This is a genomic window from Gemmobacter nectariphilus DSM 15620 (assembly GCF_000429765.1).
GTDB classification, from domain to species: Bacteria; Pseudomonadota; Alphaproteobacteria; order Rhodobacterales; family Rhodobacteraceae; genus Wagnerdoeblera; species Wagnerdoeblera nectariphila.
In genome coordinates this window covers 175,593-193,206 of the sequence record NZ_AUCM01000007.1, presented here as the reverse complement: position 1 = coordinate 193,206, position 17,614 = coordinate 175,593, and the positions used below count along the sequence as shown (strand labels likewise).

Sequence of the window (17,614 nt, the reverse complement as noted above, 5' to 3'; positions counted from 1 at the left end):
GAGGCAGACGTCCGCGTCAGGTTGGCAGCGGGCCCACGCTGGCCCGGGCTTCCCTGCTGAAGCTGCTGAAGACCAACCCGAAGCTCGGCATCTCCTTTTCCGCCAACATCGGTGATCGGCGCGGTCTCGCCGCAGCAGTCAATCGCATCCCGCCACTCGCCAATGTCATCCTTGCGCAGGCCCCGCTCACCTGCTCCGCCTGATCTCTTCAAATGGACTGATATTCAACTTCACAAGCTTCAAGGAGCTTCTGTGCGCATTATCCGTACATTATGCACGCTACACGAACATCTCTTATAATATCCGATAAGGTTGCCTTATCGGATGTGTTGTCATGACCGCACTGCGGGATGCGTAGGGCGTGCCAGCATAGTTTCCCCGGCACTCTTCAGGGGGGCTGCACATGGCCTGCCCCCCCCCGGCGGATGCGGCTTTGGCCAACCCGCCCCGATCGGTGGCAGATGCGTCGCAGTCGTTCGACCTCGTGCGGGCGGCACGTTGTAATTTGGCCCGCCCAGGTGCATGAAACCCGCAATTGGAGAGGCGAACATGGTACACAAGGTTCTGGTGACGGGCGGCGCGGGCTATATCGGGGCCCATGCCTGCAAGGTTCTGAAGCGGGCCGGGTTCGAACCCGTGACCTTCGACAATCTCAACACCGGCTGGGAAGAGGCGGTCAAGTTCGGCCCGTTCTTCCGCGGCGATCTGATGAACCGGGCCGATGTGGACGCGGCCTTTGCCGAACATGCCCCGGTCGCGGTGCTGCATTTCGCCGCCCTCAGCCTGGTGGGCGAAAGCATGAAGGACCCGGGCAAATACTGGCGGGTCAACGTGATGGGCGCGCTGAACCTGATCGAGGGGGCGCTGGCGGCCGGCTGCAAGAACTTTGTCTTTTCCTCGACCTGCGCCACCTATGGCGATCAGGACGGCGTGCTGCTGGACGAAGACAGCGTGCAGCGCCCGATCAATTCCTATGGCGCCTCCAAGCGCGCGATCGAGGACATGCTGGCCAATTTCGGCGCCAGCCACGGGCTGAACCATGTGATCTTCCGCTATTTCAACGTCGCAGGCTGCGACCCCGAAGGCGAGGTGGGCGAACAGCACGAACCCGAAACCCACCTGATCCCGCTGATGCTGGATGCGGTGGCCGGCAAGCGCCCGGCGCTGACCGTGTTCGGATCGGATTACCCCACCCGCGATGGCACCTGCGTGCGCGACTATGTCCATGTCATGGATCTGGTCGAGGCGCATGTGCTGGGCCTGAAATGGCTGCTGGACGGCAAAGGCAGCCGGGTGTTCAACCTGGGCACCGGCACCGGCTTCACCGTGCGCGAGGTGATCGAGGCCAGCCGCGCCGTGACCAACCGCGAAGTCCCGATCGTCGAGGGCACGCGCCGGCCCGGCGATGCGACGGCGCTGGTCTCGGGCTCGGCCCGTGCGGCCGAGGAGCTGGGATGGGAACCGAAACGGTCCACCCTGCGCGACATGATCGGCGATGCCTGGACCTGGGCCCAGGGACCGGGGTTCCACCGCTGAGGGATGGGGCGGCCACAAGGGCCGCCACCGGTTTACTCCTCAGGCTTGCCGGTCTCCAATTGGTTCAGGCGCCGCTCCAACCGGCGGATCCGCTGCGCCTGATCCAGCGTGATTTCCAGCAACGCATCCAGCAGCCGATTGCGCAGGCTATCCAGTCCTGGCATCGGCGGCGGATTCTTGGCGGCATCGCGGGGATCAAAGCCGAAGGCTGTCGCGAAATGCTCGAACAATTCGGCTTGCTCGGCAATGATCGCCCCCGTCTCGGAATAGTCAAAGCTGCGGTCGACGACATCTTCCAGACGAGGCACCGCACCCAGACCCGACAGGACGGTGCGGTCAAAGACATTGGGCAGGACATGCTTGGGGAAACGGCCGTTGAACAGGGCGCGCAGCACGATTTCGGCATCTTCGCCGCGTTCCAGCACACGCGTTCCCGGCACGTCGAGTTCAAGCCCCATCGCCGTGGCCAGATCCGCGACGATATCGCCGGCCTTGTCATAGGGGCGCACGTTCAGGATGGGCCCCATCAGCCTGTGCCATTCCAGCAGGCCGGAGTACCAGCGCACCAGCTTGCGCGCCTTGACCGCATAGGGTTGAACCGGGCCTGGGTCCACCTTGTCGCGCACGCCCCATTGCACATAGGCCGACGGCAGCCAGGCCGCCGGATGCCGGGCATAGCCAATGGCAAGCAAGTCGATCCCGCGCGCCATCAGCCGGTCGATCATCGGCTTCATGGCCTTGGCATTGCCCGAGAACGCCTCGTTGGACAGGATGAATGTGTGCGTTCCACCAGCCTCGGCACGGTCGCGCAGCACATCGATCAGCACGTCCGTGACGCGGATCATCTCTTCGGGGGGCAAGGCAAAGAACTGCCCCTGATTTTGCACACCGCGGAATCGCGGGTCGAGCATGTCGAACCACATGCCCAGATATTCGGCCCCCTGTGCGGCCAGCCGTTCGGTATTGGCGCGCAGCGCATGCTGGATGGCGCTGGATCCGGTCTTGCCCATGCCGATGTGCAGGATCAGTTTCATGTGGTTTTGCTCTCGATGGTACGGGCCGCGGCCTTGGAACGGATCTCTGCAATCATCGCCGCATCTTCAGTATAGGCTGCCGCAACACAATCGCGCACCAGATCTGATACTTCCAGCGGCGCCGCCTTGCGATTTCCCGACGCATTCGCGGGGTTAAGCTCGGTCGCATCGCGCAGCACATACCCGTCCGGCCCGAAGATCCGGCCCAGGATGCGTGCGGCATCTGCAGAAAAACTTTCGACGAAGCCTATCTCCAGTCGCGGAACGGCATCATAGAAGATCTGCTTGCGCTGCAAGCGCCAATGTTCATCCAGATCCCGCATGGTTTCGTCGGCTGCGACGCTTTGGGCAAAGCGGTCCAGTGTCAGGAACTGCGACAGGAGGACATCCATATCAAGGCCAAGATGCGCCCGCACCTTGCGGGTGAAATTGGTCTCGCGCGTCAGCTTCTTGCGAAATGCCGACAGGAACCTGCTTTCCGGGCTGCGCACGAAGGCGAACACCGGCACTGCGGGATCGTCCAGCATGGCAAGCAGCCGGTCATAGCCGATCTCACGGGGCGTTTGCAGCAGGTTGGCCGCACGCTTGTGGATATCGCCGGCGGCTTCGATGCGGAAATCCTTGCGTCCTGTCGCGCGGGCCACCGACAGATTGAGCGACATCTTCAGCGTGGAGCAGGCGCAGATCGGATTCGAGAAGAACACGAAACCGGGATCCGTCCAGACATGGACCGTATAGTTGAATTCCCGCTCGCTGCCGACAAGGGCAGCCATACGGGCCAGACGCGGCGGCAGATCGCTCATGAAGAAACCCCGCTGGACGCATTGGCCTGATCCGTCTTGTCCCCCGGCCTGCCGTGGCCAAGTGCGGTTTCCAGCACGCGACGCACCATGGTCTCGTCATAGGGCTCGTCGAGGAACGCGAACAGCGGCTGCAAGGCCGCAGCCCCCTGGCGATAGGTGGAATAATCCAGGTGAAAGCAGTTGTCGTGGCTGGCCCGATAGCTGTGAAACGCCTCGTCCACCACGGCAAGTCTGCGGGCCAGAACCTTGGGATCCTTGTCTTGCCACCAACTGGATTTCGCCACGGCCGCATGGTCGCGCGTTTGCAGGATCAGCCGGGCCGACGGAAAGAATTCCTGCAGGGTTTCCAGGTGGTAGGGCAGGAATTTCGGATCGTTGATATAGCGGATCTCCTTGAACCCGCCCACGCGCACGCCATCGGGCAGGTGCAGAATCTCGCGCACGAAGGTATCGAACAGGCCTTTGCCAAACTGGTCCGGATCCATCAGCTCGGCACCATACCACGGATCCCGGGGCGTTCCGACATTGCCCAATCCGGTCCTGGCCGTGCCGGACTTGTGCGCGGCAAGGCGGGCGCGGCGCTCCGAGAAGTTGGTCTCGTTGCGCAAGAGATGCAGCATCTGGGCAATACGCACGGTCGCATGGGCATTCTCGCCCCGGATGCAATAGCCGGGGATCGCATTGAGCAGGGCCTGGGTCAACGTCGAGCCCGAACGGCCATAGGTGACGACGAAGACATAGCCCTTGGACGGCTTGTGCAAGTCGGGATAGCGGGTGCGGTCGATCATCGTGGTCTTCCCTGTACCGAAGGGCGCAATCAGGACTTGCCCGGCTCGGGCCGGATCAGCCGCTCGTGCAGATCCCGCGTGGCGGCCACCCAGTCGTGGCCCTGCATGGCCTGATAGGCGCCTTGCGACAGGGTGCGCAAGGCGGTGCGGTTGCTGGCCAGGTGCTGCAGCGCGCTCAGGCAGCCCTCGACCGCGCCGTCCAGCGGCAGCAGGATGCCGGTCTGCCCGTCCTGGACTGCCTCGTTGACCGCGCCCACATCGGTGGCGATGGGCACCACGCCGGCGCGCTGCGCCTCGAGGATGGTCAGCGGCAGGCCCTCGAATTCCGACAGCAGCACCAGCGCATCGGCCCAGGCAAAGGCCTCGGACAATTCCTCGGGCGTGGTCAGCGGCGGCTCGAGCATGCGCGCAAGATCGCGGTCCAGGGACAGGCTGCGATCGTTCAGGACCGCCTTGCCGATCACCCGCCAGTCCAGCGCCAGCCCGCGGGCCTGGGCGGCGCGGATCACCGCCGTCAGACGGTGCAGGCCCTTTTGCGCATCCAGCCGGCCCAGATACATCACCCGCAGGGGCGCATCGTCGGGGCGTGCCAGCCGGGCGGCCTGGCCGGCCGCCAGTTCCGCCGGATCGGCCGGAAAGCTGGGGGCATTGGGCACCGGCACCACCTTGTCGGCCGGAACCCCCATGGCATGGCACCAGTCGCCCAGCCGGTTGGAGCAAGGGGCAAAGACATCGTAGGCATGTTCATAGGCCAGCGACAGATAGGTATTACCCACCGGCCGGCGCACCGGCGACAGATCCGACAGGTGCAGCGAGGTCACGGTTTTCACGCCAAAGCGGCGCAACTGCCCCATGGCGCCGGAAATCGCCGCGCCATGCAGGTTGACCACCGCATCCAGCCAGTACATCAGCCCCAGCGCGCGGTTGTGGTTGCCGCCCGTGGCCCAGCCGGGGATCTCGGTGCCCAGATAGCTGCGGTTGCCGCCCCCCCAGGGCTGGAAGCTTTCGTCGGCCAGAAAGCTGATGCTGTCAAAGCTGTCGCGCCATTCCGGGGTCAGCACCGCATCGCGCGCGCCCACCACGATCAGATGCGGCACCCAGCCCTGGGCGCGCAGGCCCTGCGCCATGTTCAGCGCCACCTTTTCGACCCCGCCGAATTCCACGATCGGCAGCACGAAGCCGATATGCCGCCGCCCGTCGGGCACGCGGGGAAAGGCCGGTTCGTCATTGAAGCTGCGCCGCAAGATCCCGTGCGGCCCCTGGCGCCAGGCAATGTCGGGCACGCGCCAGTCCCAGGCCGCCAGCCCTGCCGCCCGATAGGCCGAGGCACGCAGCCGGTGGATCAGCGACAGGAACTCGAACCCTGCCAGCGGCACGGGGCGGTCGGCCGGGGCCTCGGCCGGGTCCAGCCATTCCAGCGCCGGATGCCCCTGCGGCAAGGTCAGCTCCAGCGCGCCCACCGGCACCTGACACCCCGCCGAGGTCAGCGTGTTGATCCAGTCGGTGCTGGGGTCGCGCATCACGTCATGCAACAGCGCCGGTGCGATCATCAGCGCCACCGCGCTGGTCTGCCGCCCGGCGGCCGGGCTGTATTCGCCGATGGCGATACGGTCCTTGTCCTGGTCTGCCACGCTCAGCACCGAGACGGTATTGCCCTGGACCATGCATTCCAGCTTCCACAGCGCCCAGTGCAGACAGCGCGCCCGTGCCAGACCTTCCAGCACGGCTTCGGACATCACGGTCAGAAAGGGCGGCAACTGGTGGCGCGAGGGCGCCATGCGCGATTGCCAGTAAAGCCGGTCATATTCGGCAAAGCTGATCCGGCGCGGCGAGGCGCCCGGATCGGTGGTCAGCAGGAATTCCCCCGCATCGGCCAGCCAGATCGCATAGCGCGGGGCCTCGGCCTGTTCCATCGCGGCCTGGGCCTTGGGCTGGAACAGCGCCTTGTGCTTGATCTTCATCGCCCCGCGGATACCGGCCGCATCGCGTTCGCTGTCGGCCAGCATGGATTCGGGCCGCTTGCGATACAGGAAGCCGAAATTCTCGATATTGCGGCCCCGGAACCCGGCGGCGGCAGCGGCCAGGAAGAAATCCCAGTCCTCGAAACCCAGCTTGAACGAGGTGTCGAAGAACACCCCCGCCTCGAACACCCCGCGGCGGATCAGGCTGCCGGCTTCGCAGATGTTCATCGCGCTGTGGATCAAGAGCGAATAGTCGCCGCCATAATCGCCGGCAAAGGGCATGCCGAACATGTCGATATTGGGATAGACCCAGCCGGTTTGCGGTTCCGCGTCCAGCACCGCCATGGCGCGGGCCATGGCATCGGGGCGCAGGCGGTTGTCGGCATCCAGCAGATAGATCCCCTCGACCGAGGGCAGATGGTCCAGCACATGGCGGATGCCATGGTTGCGCGCATCCGACAGCCCGCCGTTGGGCTTGCGCAGATAGGTCACGCGGTCAGGCATGAGACGGGCATATTCCAGGCAGACATCCTCGGTCTCCTGGTGCGGGCAGCCGTCATTGACCAGCACCAGCCGGATGCCAAAAGGCGCGCGCTGGTCCAGCACGCTTTCGATCGCCTCTGACAGCAGCACCGAATGGCGGAAGATCGGCACAACCACCGCCAGCCGGGGGGCGGCCCCCAGATCAGCGGTCATGCGCGACCTCCGCCAGCAGGGTGAAGAAGCAGGCATCGGGCGGGGTGGCCGGCGCGGTTTCGCCAGGCGCCAGGCGGGTCATCAGATAAAGGTCATGCGGCTCTGCAAGGGGGGCGGGCAGGAACAGCTGCAACTCGGCCCATTTGCCGGGCGGCAGCGCCAGCCAGCCGGTGCGGTGGCCCGGCGCGAAATCGGGCTCCGAGCCGGAGCTGCGCGGGCGGGCGGACACAGGCGCCACGGCCAGCGCATATTCCACCACCGGCCCTTCGGCCTGTTCGGTCTTGACCCCGCCCGACAGCCGCGCCACCCCGGCGGCCAGCGCAGCTTCGAGACGGGCCAGGCTGCCATCCTCAGGGCCGGGGCGCACCATCAGGCCCGCGAACTGGTCGGAATAGCCGACCCACTCGCCTTCACCGGCCCGCGCCACGGCGGCGGTCATCACCGAGCGGCCGATCAGCCAGCGATCGACCGGATCGGCGCCATGGGCCATATGGCTGCCGGCCGCGGCCGGGACGCGCGTGCCGGGGATGTATTTCCACACCTGCACCGCCAGAAGGGGCGCGCCGGGGCGCGGCTGAAAGCGTTCGTCGGGATGGGTGACAGAGGTGACAAGACGCAGCTGGTCGGCCCCTTGCCAGCGGATACGCAATTGCGGCGTCTGGGCATCGGGGCCAAGCGCGCGGTCCAGCGCCAGACGCAGCCAGCCCGGCTGCAGGTCGGCGGCCTCGATCTGCCATTCGGCGATCTGGGCACCGCTTTCGGCCAGTTCCAGCGCAACGCTCAGCGTGCCGGTTTCCGCATCAAACCCCTTGGGCAGGCAGATGGCCACATCGCTCAGGCCGGTGCTGTCACAGGGCAGGCGCTGTTCCAGCACGCCGCCCGGGGCCAGCAGACAGGGCGCCTGGGTGCGCAGGGGCGACAATTCGCGAAACAGCCGCCGCTCCGAGCGGACGGTATCGTAGAAGAACCCTTCCAGCGCGGCAAAGGAGGCCTGGGTCTGGTCATGGGCAATGCGCAGCTCGGCCAGATCGCGCATCAGCTGGCGATTGCGCTGCAAGGCAATGCCCTGCCCGGCGACCGCCCCCGTGGCCAGCGCCTTCAGCGCTGCCGCGGGGCGCTGCGCCTCCGGAACGGCAGAAAGATCGCACAGCGCAGGACAGCTGCCCGCACCGAACCGGGCGGCAAAGGCGGCCTCGAAATCCGCAGCGGCCTTTGCCCCTTCGGGCGACATCGCCAGCCGGGCAACCGCATCGCGCAAGATGGTCTGTGCCGCGACCGGCTGGCCCGACGCATTGCGGAATTCCAGAGGGTCCTTGCCGGCAACCGCGACCAGCGGGAAGGGCAGGTCAAGTGCAGCCGCGCTCACAAGGTCACAGTCTTGCACGAGAACCACGGGAAACCATCTGGATTGCATAGAAATTTCCTGTCCAAGGGCTGTCTCCGCCATTCACAGGGCGGCAATCGCGCGCATCTTAGCCATCCTCTGCGACGCAGCAAGCCTATCTTGCGCCCAGGCAGGCAGGCGTCAGCAACGATCAGCCGTTGCGCGCAAGCCAGCCCAGAAAGGCCGCATCGGGCGAGCGCAGCCGCTGGCGCCCGGTGCGCGCCCAGACCGCCTGCCATTCGGCCACCAGCGCATGGACATCGGCCCCCGGCACCCTGGCGCGGGCCTTGTCCAGCGTCGCAGGCTTCAGCGCCGGCCCCTCGCCCGGCTCCAGCACCGCGCCGCGGCGCATGACATGCAGCATGTCGCCAGGATCCTCGGCCAGGGTATAATCGGGCAGATGGTTGGTCGCGATCATCTCGCGCAGCATCTGGCGAAAGACGCGCAAGGGCGAGGCCGAGCCCGATTTCAGATGCAGCGTCGCAATGGAAACGCGCCAGTCGGCCTGCCGCCCGCAATGCTTGCGGGCAAGTTCATAGACCCGCCGCTCCAGCGGCTTGCGCAGCCGGAAATAATCGCGCGACAGCGTCAGGACCGATTTCGACAGCACCGCGCGATACAGCCATTCCGACAGCGTGACCGTGACCTGCACCATCCGCCCGCCCTTGCTGCGGCGCAGGATCTGCCAGCTGTCGATCAGGCCAAAGCCGGTCGTCGCCTCGATCCCGCCGGTGGTCAGGTTGGTGGTGATGCGCGTGCCGGCCAGCCGCTCGAAGGCCTCGCGCAGGCGGCGGTAGCTGTCGCCCGAGGTCTCGCGGTTGGTCGCCACCAGCAGATCATGGGCCCGCAAGCTGACATGGCGCGAGACCGGCTGGCCGGCATTGAGCGCGGCCATCAGCTGGCTGATGCAATAAATCAGGATGTCCTTGTCAAACAGCGTCGCCAGCCCCTTGACCGAAGGCGTGACGGTGATCTCGACCCCGTTATGGGCATAGGACAGCACCCGCAGATCGGGCCGCGTGCCCAGGCTGAACACCGGATGTTCCATGCTGGCCATGTCATCCTTGGGCAGCGCATCGAGGATGTCGCAGACAAAGAAATCGGCCGTCGGATGCCGGTCGGGCAACAGCCCCCCGCCGGTCGCCGCAACCGTCCCTGCCATGCCCCCTGCCCTTTCGTGGTTTCATTGACGCCCAAGCTACGCGAGCCACCCGCGCGGGTAAAGCGGGCGAACGTGGTTCCGGAATCATGGCTTCGGGGTTCCGGAATCGCCGCAACGTGGTTCCAGAGTCGCCTCCAGGCGGAAAAAGACCACCCAAAGCCTTGAAAAACAAGGAAAATACAGAGGATCTGGAATGCCGTAACTTAATATATAACACAAGATAACTGAAGATCGGGCCTGGCAGGCTGAAACCCCCATCCGGACCGCCCCGGATACTGCATTGAAAATACAACGATATTCCGCAATGTGCGCAAAAGTGTTGGATATGCCGTGTTTTCCGGTATATTGCCAAAAACACAGCACATGCGGGGACCCCATCGCCCCGAACGCGGAGAATCGCCCATGGTCACAGTCAGGCCGAAGCCGGGAAAGCCAGGGGTCAGACCCGGCCCCGATACCCCCGGCCTGCCGCCCTATATGGGCCTGTCGCACGATGCCGCGCTGGCCGATCTGGGCGCGCCAAGCGATACGGCCGAATTCGCCCGGCTGGCCGCCGCCTGTGCCAAGGGGCGCAGCGATCTGGCCGCGCGCGGGCTGGATGACAGCGGGGCCCGGCAGCTGCGGCTGTTTTCGACCTGGGAAATCACCCGCTATCTGATCCCGGTCGCGCAGGCGCATTTCCGCCGCGTGCTGAAGGCCAATCCCGACCTGCCGCAAGGCGCCAGCGAAACCGAAGGCGGGGCGAAATGGTTCACCCTGGACGAGGTGCTGCGCCTGCGCGCGCATTTCGGTGCCGAAGGGTCCAAGGCCAAGCCCTATCTGCCCTGGCGCCCCGAAGGGCTGCCGGCCAAGATCGTGGCCGTCGCGAATTTCAAGGGCGGGGTTGGCAAGACCAGTACGGCCGCGCATCTGGCCATGTCGGCCGCTCTTGATGGCTATCGGGTGCTGGTGGTCGATCTGGACAGCCAGGGCTCGATGACCTCGATCTTTGGTGGCAAGGTCGCGGATGAATGGCAGACGGTCTTTCCGCTGCTGGCGCGCCATTATGCTCGCCACCTGCAGGCCGAGAACCGCATCCGTGCCAGCCGGGGCGAGGCACCGGCCCCCCTGGACGATACCCTGTCCGAGGCGCTGAAGGTCAGCAGCACAGATCTGATCCAGTCTACCCACTGGCCCAATATCGACCTGATCGGGGCGCAGCTGAACCTTTACTGGGCCGAATTCCAGATCCCGGTCTGGCGCATGGCCGCGCGCGGCTGGAAGCTGTGGGAGGCGCTGACCGAAAGCCTGGCCCAGGATGGCGTGCTGGACCGCTATGACCTGATCTTTCTCGATACGCCCCCGGCGCTGGGGTATCTGACGATCAACGGGCTGGCGGCGGCCGATGTGCTTCTGGTGCCCACCGGCGCCTCGTTTCTGGAATTCGACAGCACGGGGCGGTTCTTCGACATGCTGCATTCGACCTTCGGCTCGATCGAGCAATCGGAAAACATCGCCGCCCGCGCGCTGGGGCGCGAAGAGCTGCGCTTTGAATGGGATGCCGTGCGGGTCATGCTGACGCGCTATGATGCCAGCCAGCAAGCGGAACTGGCGGCGCTGATGCAGGCCTGGCTGGGGCGCACCATGACGGCCGAGCGGCAGGAATTCACCGCGCTGATCGGTCAGGCCGGCGAGCAGGTCCATGGCATCTACGAGGCCGATTACCGCGATTTCAACCGCGAGACCTATATTCGCGGCCGCGAGACCTTTGACGCGACCTATGCCGCCTTCAAGCGGCTGATCCTTGGCATCTGGCGGCGCGACGATCTGGCCCGGCAGCAGGACCGACAGGGAGTATGACGTGAAATCAATGGGTTGCGCCATATTTGTTTCGCGCGCGAAACACCGTGCGGCGGGTTTTGCCGCCCTTTACCGCCCTGCCCCAGACTGGCCGCCCCGGAGTGCGGGCTGATGGCGCGTCGTCGTCTGCCGCCGCCTCCCGCATCCGACGAGGCCGCGATGACCCCCGATCTTGAAACCAAGGCCCTGTTTCCCATGGGCCTGACCCCCGGTTTTTCCCGCCCGCCCGTCGCGCGGGTTGCCGCCGAAAGCGCCGCCGAGGCCGCCTTGCGCGAGGTGTCGGGGGAGCTGGCGGCCTTGCGGGCCGAAGGGCGCATGGTGCTGCGCCTGCCGCTGGAGGCCGTCGAGGAAGGCTGGCTGATCCGCGACCGTCTTGGCGCCGATCCCGAGGAGCTGGCAGCGCTGACGGACAGTCTGCGCGCCCATGGCCAGCGCACCCCGATCGAGGTGGCCGAGCTGGCCCCCGGCCGTTACGGGCTGATTTCCGGCTGGCGCCGCATGGTGGCGCTGCGTGCCCTGGCCGGGGAAGATGCGCGCTTTGCCAGCGTGCTGGCGCTGGTGCGCGCGCCCGAAACCTCGGCCGAGGCCTATGTCGCCATGGTCGAGGAAAACGAGATCCGGGCAGGCCTGTCCTATTGGGAACGCGCGCGGGTGGTGGTGCGGGCGGTGGCAGGGGGCGTCTTTGCGTCGGATCGGGTGGCCTTGCAACGGCTGTTCGCCAGTGCCAGCCGGGCCAGGCGGTCCAAGATCGGCAGTTTCATGGCGCTGGTGCAGGCGCTGGACGGGGTCTTGCGGTTTCCTGCGGCGCTGCCGGAACGGCTGGGGCTGAAACTTGCTGCGGCGCTGGCCGCCGATCCGGCCTTGCCGGGCCGGCTGGCCGCGGTGCTGGCCCAGGCCGATCCGCAGGATGCCAGCGCCGAACAGGCGGCCCTGGCTCGCGCGCTGGCCGGACCCAAGGCGCCCCCTGCCCCGCCGGCCCGGTCCGAGATCGCCCCGGGTCTATGGGCCGAACAGGGCCGCGACGGGCGGCTGGTTCTGGGCGGCGCCGCGCTGGACGCCGCGCGCATTGCCCGGCTGCAGGACTGGCTGAAGGCCGATCTGGCTACAGAATGACGATGCTGCCGGCCAGATCGTCCAGCGTGCCGGCGCCGACGATCACCACCGTGGTGCCCGCCGCGCCAAAGTCCAGCACCGCATCGCCCCAGGCATTCACGCTGCCAAAGGTGTCCACCACCTGCCCCGCCGTCAGCGCCCCATGCGTCGGGGCCCACAGCCAGCGGCTCAGCGCCAGCGTATCCCCCTCGGGGGCGCTGAAATCTTCCAGCTGGTTCCAGCCGGCACCGCGCCAGAAATCGAACTCATCGGCCCCCGCCCCGCCCCAGATCCGGTCAAAGCCCGGTCCTGCGACGATCGTGTCGTTACCCTCGCCCCCATGGCCGACATCGTTGCCCTGGCCCAGATAGATCACATCGTCGCCAGCCCCGCCGTAAACCGTGTCCTGGTCGGCCCCGCCGGTCACCGTGTCCGACCCGGCCCCGCCATGGATCAGGTCGTTCCCGGCCCCGCCCCACAGCGCGTTCCGGCCCCCCGCGCGGGCATCGAGCAGATCGTTGCCATCGCCGCCGCCCAAGGTATCGTTCTGGGTGCCGCCAATCAGCGTGTCATGGCCGCCCCCGCCCCAGGCGCTGGTCGTGCCCCAGTCGGCATGGATCAGATCGTCGCCATCACCGCCGATCAGCAGATCGCGCCCGGCCCCGCCATACAGCGTATCATTGCCGCCCCCGCCGAACAGCGTGTCATTCCCGGCCCCGCCCAGGATCAGATCGTCGCCATCATCGCCATGGATCAGGTCATCGCCGCCAAGTCCGGCCAGGCTGTCATCGCCGGCCCCGCCGCGCAGCAGATCGGACCCGGTGTTGCCGGTCAGCGTGTCATGGCCGCCGCCCCCGGTCAGGCTGCCGGTGTCATGGCCCAGCAGCGCCATATCGGCCCCGGCAGTCCCCAGCAGCGTCAGATCGCCCGAGGTCAGGAACCGCGCCGCCTGCCCGCCTTCGTCCAGCAGGACATCCAGCTTGACGTTCTGGCCGGCAAACTGCACCGCAAACCGCGTCGTGACCCCGCCCGCCTGCACCGTGATCTGCTGCACCCCGCCCGACAGCGCCAGCGCATAGCCCCCGGCCGCCGCCGTGGTTGCGGTGCCGATCACCACCCCGCCCCGACCTTCGCCGATATCGTAGAACCGATCGCCATCGCTGTCGCGGATCGCAACGCCGGTCAGGAACAGGCCGGTGCCGGAATAGGCATAGTTCTGCGTCACGATCGAGGCAGGCAACCCGCCCTGGGTGCCGGTTTGCTGGCCGATCCCGATTTCGCGGTAATCTGCGCCCAAGGTCGCGCTGCGGTGCCGGGCGCTGGCATAGAGCCCGTCGAAATGTTCGAGGATGGCTGTGGCGGCATCGGCCGCCTCTGCCCCGGTCAGCCCGGCGATATTCTCGGTCCAGCCCCAGGCGCCGGTAAACTGATAGCCTGCCGCCTTCATCCGCTGATCGGGGGTGCTGGCGCCTGCGCCGACATGGCTGAACACGCCGGTTTCCATCATCCAGCCACTATGCCCCAGCGCCGCATCGCGCAGCAGATCGGACGCGGCCAGCGGTTGCATTGCTGCCGTGCCGATGGTGCCCGGCGCCAGTCCCTCGTTCAGGGCGATCTGCTGGCGCGCGGCTTCGGCCACAGGATCAAGGCGGGCGCGGTTGATCAGCTCCAGCATCAGCTGTTCGGCGGCGGTCATGGGCATTGCAGGCATCTCGTCTTGGGCAGGTTGGGCGTGGCATCCGCAGATGGCAGAAAGACGACACTGGGGGGGAATAATTCCGGCCGCCCGCGCAGGGCCGTGTTTCGCAGCGAACCGGCCGGGGGCGCAAGGGGGCTTGTCCGGGCGGAACCGATGCCGGAAAGTGCCGCCCGACAATGTGCAGGCCCGGGGCGCGGCCGCAGGGCAAGGAAAGGTGCAGCAGATGCAGGTCGAGCTTACGGAACTGCCAGGCGTGGTGGTGCTGACCCCGCGCCGGTTCGGCGATGCGCGGGGCTGGTTTTCCGAAACCTTCAGCGCCCGCGCCATGGCAGAGGCCGGGCTGGAGGCGGATTTCGTGCAGGACAACCATTCGTTCTCGGCCGCGCAGGGCACGGTGCGGGGGCTGCATTTCCAGCGCCCGCCCCATGCCCAGACCAAGCTGGTGCGCTGCACGCGCGGGGCGATCCGCGATGTGGCGGTGGACATCCGCCGCGGCTCGCCCACCTGGGGCAAATGGGTGGCGGTGGATCTGTCGGCCGACAACGGGCGCCAGCTGCTGGTGCCCGAAGGGTTCCTGCATGGCTTTGCCACCCTGACCCCGGATGTCGAGGTGCAGTACAAATGCACCGATTTCTACGCCCCCGAAACCGAGGGCGCGGTGCGCTGGGATGACCCGGATCTGGCCATCGACTGGGGGCTGAGCGCCCCGCCGCAGCTGTCGGCCAAGGATGCCGTGGCCCCCGCGCTGGCCGATCTGGACAGCCCCTTTGTCTGGGGCGGCGCATGAAACTTCTGGTGACAGGGGGCGCGGGGTTCATCGGTTCCGCCGTGGTGCGGCTGGCGGTGGCGCGCGGGCACCAGGTGGTGAACCTGGATGCGCTGACCTATGCGGCGAACCTTGCCAATGTGGCCAGCGTGGCTGGCAGCCCGGCCTATGCGTTCGAACATGCCGACATCCGCGACCGCGCGGCGCTGGAGCGGATTTTCGCCGCCCATGAACCCGATGCGGTGATGCATCTGGCCGCCGAAAGCCATGTCGACCGCAGCATCGACGGGCCCGGCGATTTCATCGAAACCAATGTGACCGGCACCTTTCAGCTGCTCGAGGCCGCGCGGAAATACTGGGCCGGCCGGGGCAAGCCTGCGGAGTTCCGCTTTCACCATATCTCGACCGACGAGGTCTTTGGCAGCCTGCCGCCCGATCCGGCGGTGCGCTTTACCGAAGACACGCCCTATGATCCGCGCAGTCCCTATTCGGCCTCGAAGGCGGCCTCCGATCATCTGGTGCGCGCCTGGGGGGAAACCTATGGCCTGCCGGTGGTGCTGACCAATTGTTCCAACAATTACGGCCCCTATCATTTCCCGGAAAAGCTGGTGCCCGTGGTGATCCTGAACGCGCTGGCCGGCAAGCCGCTGCCGATCTACGGGCAGGGCGCGAATATCCGCGACTGGCTTTATGTCGAGGATCACGCCGATGCGCTGCTGCTGGTGCTGGAAAAGGGCGCCCTGGGCCGCAGCTACAACATCGGCGGCGAGAATGAGCGCACCAATCTGGATCTGGTCCGCACGCTCTGTGCCATTCTGGACCGGCTGCGCCCCAAGGCGGCGGGCAGCTATGCCGACCAGATCGCCTTTGTCGCCGACCGTCCGGGCCATGATGCGCGCTATGCGATCGACCCCAGCCGCATACGCCGCGAACTGGGCTGGCGTCCCTCGGTGACGGTAGAAGAGGGGCTGGAGCGCACGGTGCGCTGGTATCTCGACAACGAGGCCTGGTGGCGCCCGCTGCTGGACCGGCAGGGCGTCGGGCAGCGGCTGGGAACCAAGGCATGAGAGTTCTGGTTTTCGGACAGACCGGGCAGGTGGCGCGGGAACTGGCGCGGCTGGCCGCGCCGGGGCTGGACATCGTGACAAAGGGCCGAACAGAGACGGATCTGGCCGATCCCGCCGCCTGTGCCGCCGCCATTGCCGCAGCGCCCTATGATGCGGTGATCAATGCGGCCGCCTGGACCGCCGTGGACCGGGCCGAGACCGAGGAGGCCGCAGCCACCATCGTCAACGGCGAGGCTCCCGGTGCCATGGCGCGGGCCTGTGCGGCGCGCGGCCTGCCGTTCCTGCATGTCTCGACCGATTACGTCTTTGACGGCACCGGCACGGCGCCCTGGAGGCCCGATGACCGGACCGGGCCGCTCAATGCCTATGGCCGATCCAAGCTGGCGGGCGAACAGGCGGTGCGCGCGGCGGGCGGGCGGCATCTGATCTTGCGCACGTCCTGGGTGTTTTCCGCCCATGGGGCGAATTTCGTGAAAACCATGCTGCGGCTGGGGGCGGACCGGCCCCTGCTGCGGGTGGTCGATGACCAGTGGGGCGGGCCGACCCCGGCCGCCGACATTGCCCGCGCGCTTGTGACGGCGGCCCGCGCCCTGCGGGACGGGGCGCCGGGCGGCACATATCATTTTGCCGGCCAGCCCCCCACCACCTGGGCGCGTTTCGCGCGCGAAACATTCCGCCTTGCGCATATGTCTTGCGAGGTCGAGGGGATCGCCACCGCCGATTACCCGACGCCTGCGCGCCGTCCGCTCAATTCCCGGCTGGACTGTGCCACATTGGCGGCGGATTTCGCCATTATGCCCCCTGACTGGCAGGCCGGTCTGGCGGATGTGGTAAAGGAGTTGCAGGCATGAGCACGCGCAAGGGCATCATTCTGGCTGGCGGGTCGGGCACACGGCTTTACCCGATCACCATGGGCGTGTCGAAACAGCTGATGCCGATCTATGACAAGCCGATGATCTATTATCCGCTCAGCGTGCTGATGCTGGCCGGGATCCGCGAGATCGCCATCATCACCACGCCACAGGATCAGGCGCAGTTCCAGCGCACCCTGGGCGATGGCAGCCAGTGGGGCCTGCGCTTTGAATGGATCGTGCAGCCCCGCCCCGAGGGGCTGGCCCAGGCCTATCTGCTGGCCGAGGATTTCCTGGACGGGGCGCCATCTTGCATGGTGCTGGGCGACAACATCTTCTTTGGCCATGGCCTGCCCGAGGCGCTGAAGCGCGCCGATGCCCGCACCAGCGGCGGCACCGTCTTTGGCTATCGGGTGGCCGATCCGGAACGCTATGGCGTGGTGGATTTCGCCCCCGATGGCCGGGTGCGCGCCATCGTGGAAAAGCCCGCGCACCCGCCATCCTCCCATGCGGTCACCGGGCTTTACCTGCTGGATGGCACGGCCCCCGAACGGGCGCGCCGGGTGACGCCTTCGGCACGCGGAGAGCTGGAGATCGCCGATCTGCTGCAAAGCTATCTCGACGATGGCGAATTGTCGGTGGAACTGCTGGGGCGCGGTTATGCCTGGCTGGATACCGGCACCCATGCCAGCTTGCTGGACGCTGGCAATTTCGTGCGCACGCTGCAACAGCGCCAGGGGCTGCAGGTCGGCAACCCCGACGAGATCGCCTTTGAGCAAGGCTGGATCGACGCCGATGGCCTGCGCGCGCGCATCGCGCTGTTCGGCAAGACCGATTATGGCGCCTATCTGGCCCGGTTGATCCAGGACTGAACGGCCCGCGCGTTGATCCGGCGCAATGGCTTTGCTATCCGGGCCGGACCTTCAGGAAAGACCG

15 protein-coding genes are annotated in these 17,614 nt (G+C 66.7%); 8 read left to right on the top strand and 7 right to left on the bottom strand.

From position 1 onward, the window contains the following. Positions 1-203, top strand: a 203-nt coding sequence (locus G481_RS26960) for a hypothetical protein (protein ID WP_211235193.1), incomplete at its 5' end; no start/stop codon positions are given. Between the two features lie 346 nt (positions 204-549). Further along, complete coding sequence (gene galE / locus G481_RS0109010) at positions 550-1,536, top strand: UDP-glucose 4-epimerase GalE (protein WP_028029746.1); 987 nt, start codon at positions 550-552, stop codon at positions 1,534-1,536. A gap of 32 nt (positions 1,537-1,568) precedes the next feature. On the opposite strand, the gene G481_RS0109005 is transcribed toward galE, so the two are convergent. The 6 genes from G481_RS0109005 to G481_RS0108980 form a co-directional block, all read right to left on the bottom strand. Beyond that, positions 1,569-2,570: a hypothetical protein gene (locus G481_RS0109005; protein WP_028029745.1), complete on the bottom strand. Its 1,002-nt coding sequence runs from the start codon at positions 2,568-2,570 to the stop codon at positions 1,569-1,571. Continuing rightward, the gene (locus G481_RS0109000) at positions 2,567-3,373 is read right to left on the bottom strand and encodes a sulfotransferase family 2 domain-containing protein (protein ID WP_028029744.1); all 807 of its coding nucleotides are present in this window, start codon (positions 3,371-3,373) and stop codon (positions 2,567-2,569) included. The genes G481_RS0109005 and G481_RS0109000 overlap by 4 nt, the downstream gene beginning before the upstream one ends. Continuing rightward, positions 3,370-4,161, bottom strand: a complete 792-nt coding sequence (locus G481_RS0108995) for a sulfotransferase (protein ID WP_028029743.1) — start codon at positions 4,159-4,161, stop codon at positions 3,370-3,372. The genes G481_RS0109000 and G481_RS0108995 overlap by 4 nt, the downstream gene beginning before the upstream one ends. A 29-nt stretch (positions 4,162-4,190) precedes the next feature. Then, on the bottom strand, positions 4,191-6,818 hold the full coding sequence (locus tag G481_RS23335) for a glycosyltransferase (protein ID WP_051294415.1): 2,628 nt from the start codon (positions 6,816-6,818) through the stop codon (positions 4,191-4,193). Next, complete coding sequence (locus G481_RS0108985) at positions 6,808-8,232, bottom strand: DUF6212 domain-containing protein (RefSeq protein WP_028029742.1); 1,425 nt, start codon at positions 8,230-8,232, stop codon at positions 6,808-6,810. The genes G481_RS23335 and G481_RS0108985 overlap by 11 nt, the downstream gene beginning before the upstream one ends. Before the next feature lie 121 nt (positions 8,233-8,353). Continuing rightward, positions 8,354-9,364 carry a replication initiator protein A gene (locus tag G481_RS0108980; protein WP_035025584.1) on the bottom strand — a complete coding sequence of 337 codons (1,011 nt, stop codon included), beginning with the start codon at positions 9,362-9,364 and terminating at the stop codon, positions 8,354-8,356. Positions 9,365-9,841: 477 nt separating this feature from the next. On the opposite strand from G481_RS0108980, the gene G481_RS0108975 reads away from it, so the two are divergent. Both G481_RS0108975 and G481_RS0108970 read left to right on the top strand, forming a co-directional pair. Next, positions 9,842-11,203 carry an AAA family ATPase gene (locus tag G481_RS0108975; RefSeq protein WP_051294414.1) on the top strand — a complete coding sequence of 454 codons (1,362 nt, stop codon included), beginning with the start codon at positions 9,842-9,844 and terminating at the stop codon, positions 11,201-11,203. Between the two features lie 111 nt (positions 11,204-11,314). Next, entirely contained in the window at positions 11,315-12,316 is a 1,002-nt protein-coding gene (locus tag G481_RS0108970; RefSeq protein WP_028029739.1) for a ParB N-terminal domain-containing protein, read from the top strand. On the opposite strand, the gene G481_RS25085 is transcribed toward G481_RS0108970, so the two are convergent. Then, the gene (locus tag G481_RS25085; RefSeq protein WP_051294413.1) at positions 12,306-13,997 is read right to left on the bottom strand and encodes a CAP domain-containing protein; all 1,692 of its coding nucleotides are present in this window, start codon (positions 13,995-13,997) and stop codon (positions 12,306-12,308) included. The genes G481_RS0108970 and G481_RS25085 overlap by 11 nt on opposite strands. A 220-nt stretch (positions 13,998-14,217) precedes the next feature. Between G481_RS25085 and rfbC the strand changes: the two genes are divergently transcribed. Genes rfbC through rfbA form a run of 4 tightly spaced genes read left to right on the top strand, consistent with a single transcriptional unit; the run spans position 14,218 to position 17,550 of the window. Then, entirely contained in the window at positions 14,218-14,781 is a 564-nt protein-coding gene (gene rfbC, locus G481_RS0108960; protein ID WP_028029738.1) for a dTDP-4-dehydrorhamnose 3,5-epimerase, read from the top strand. Next, positions 14,778-15,827 carry a dTDP-glucose 4,6-dehydratase gene (gene rfbB, locus G481_RS0108955; protein ID WP_028029737.1) on the top strand — a complete coding sequence of 350 codons (1,050 nt, stop codon included), beginning with the start codon at positions 14,778-14,780 and terminating at the stop codon, positions 15,825-15,827. The genes rfbC and rfbB overlap by 4 nt, the downstream gene beginning before the upstream one ends. After that, complete coding sequence (gene rfbD, locus G481_RS0108950) at positions 15,824-16,678, top strand: dTDP-4-dehydrorhamnose reductase (RefSeq protein WP_028029736.1); 855 nt, start codon at positions 15,824-15,826, stop codon at positions 16,676-16,678. The genes rfbB and rfbD overlap by 4 nt, the downstream gene beginning before the upstream one ends. After that, positions 16,675-17,550, top strand: coding sequence for a glucose-1-phosphate thymidylyltransferase RfbA (rfbA, locus tag G481_RS0108945; RefSeq protein WP_028029735.1), 876 nt, complete (start codon positions 16,675-16,677; stop codon positions 17,548-17,550). The genes rfbD and rfbA overlap by 4 nt, the downstream gene beginning before the upstream one ends. Positions 17,551-17,614 lie beyond the last annotated feature (64 nt).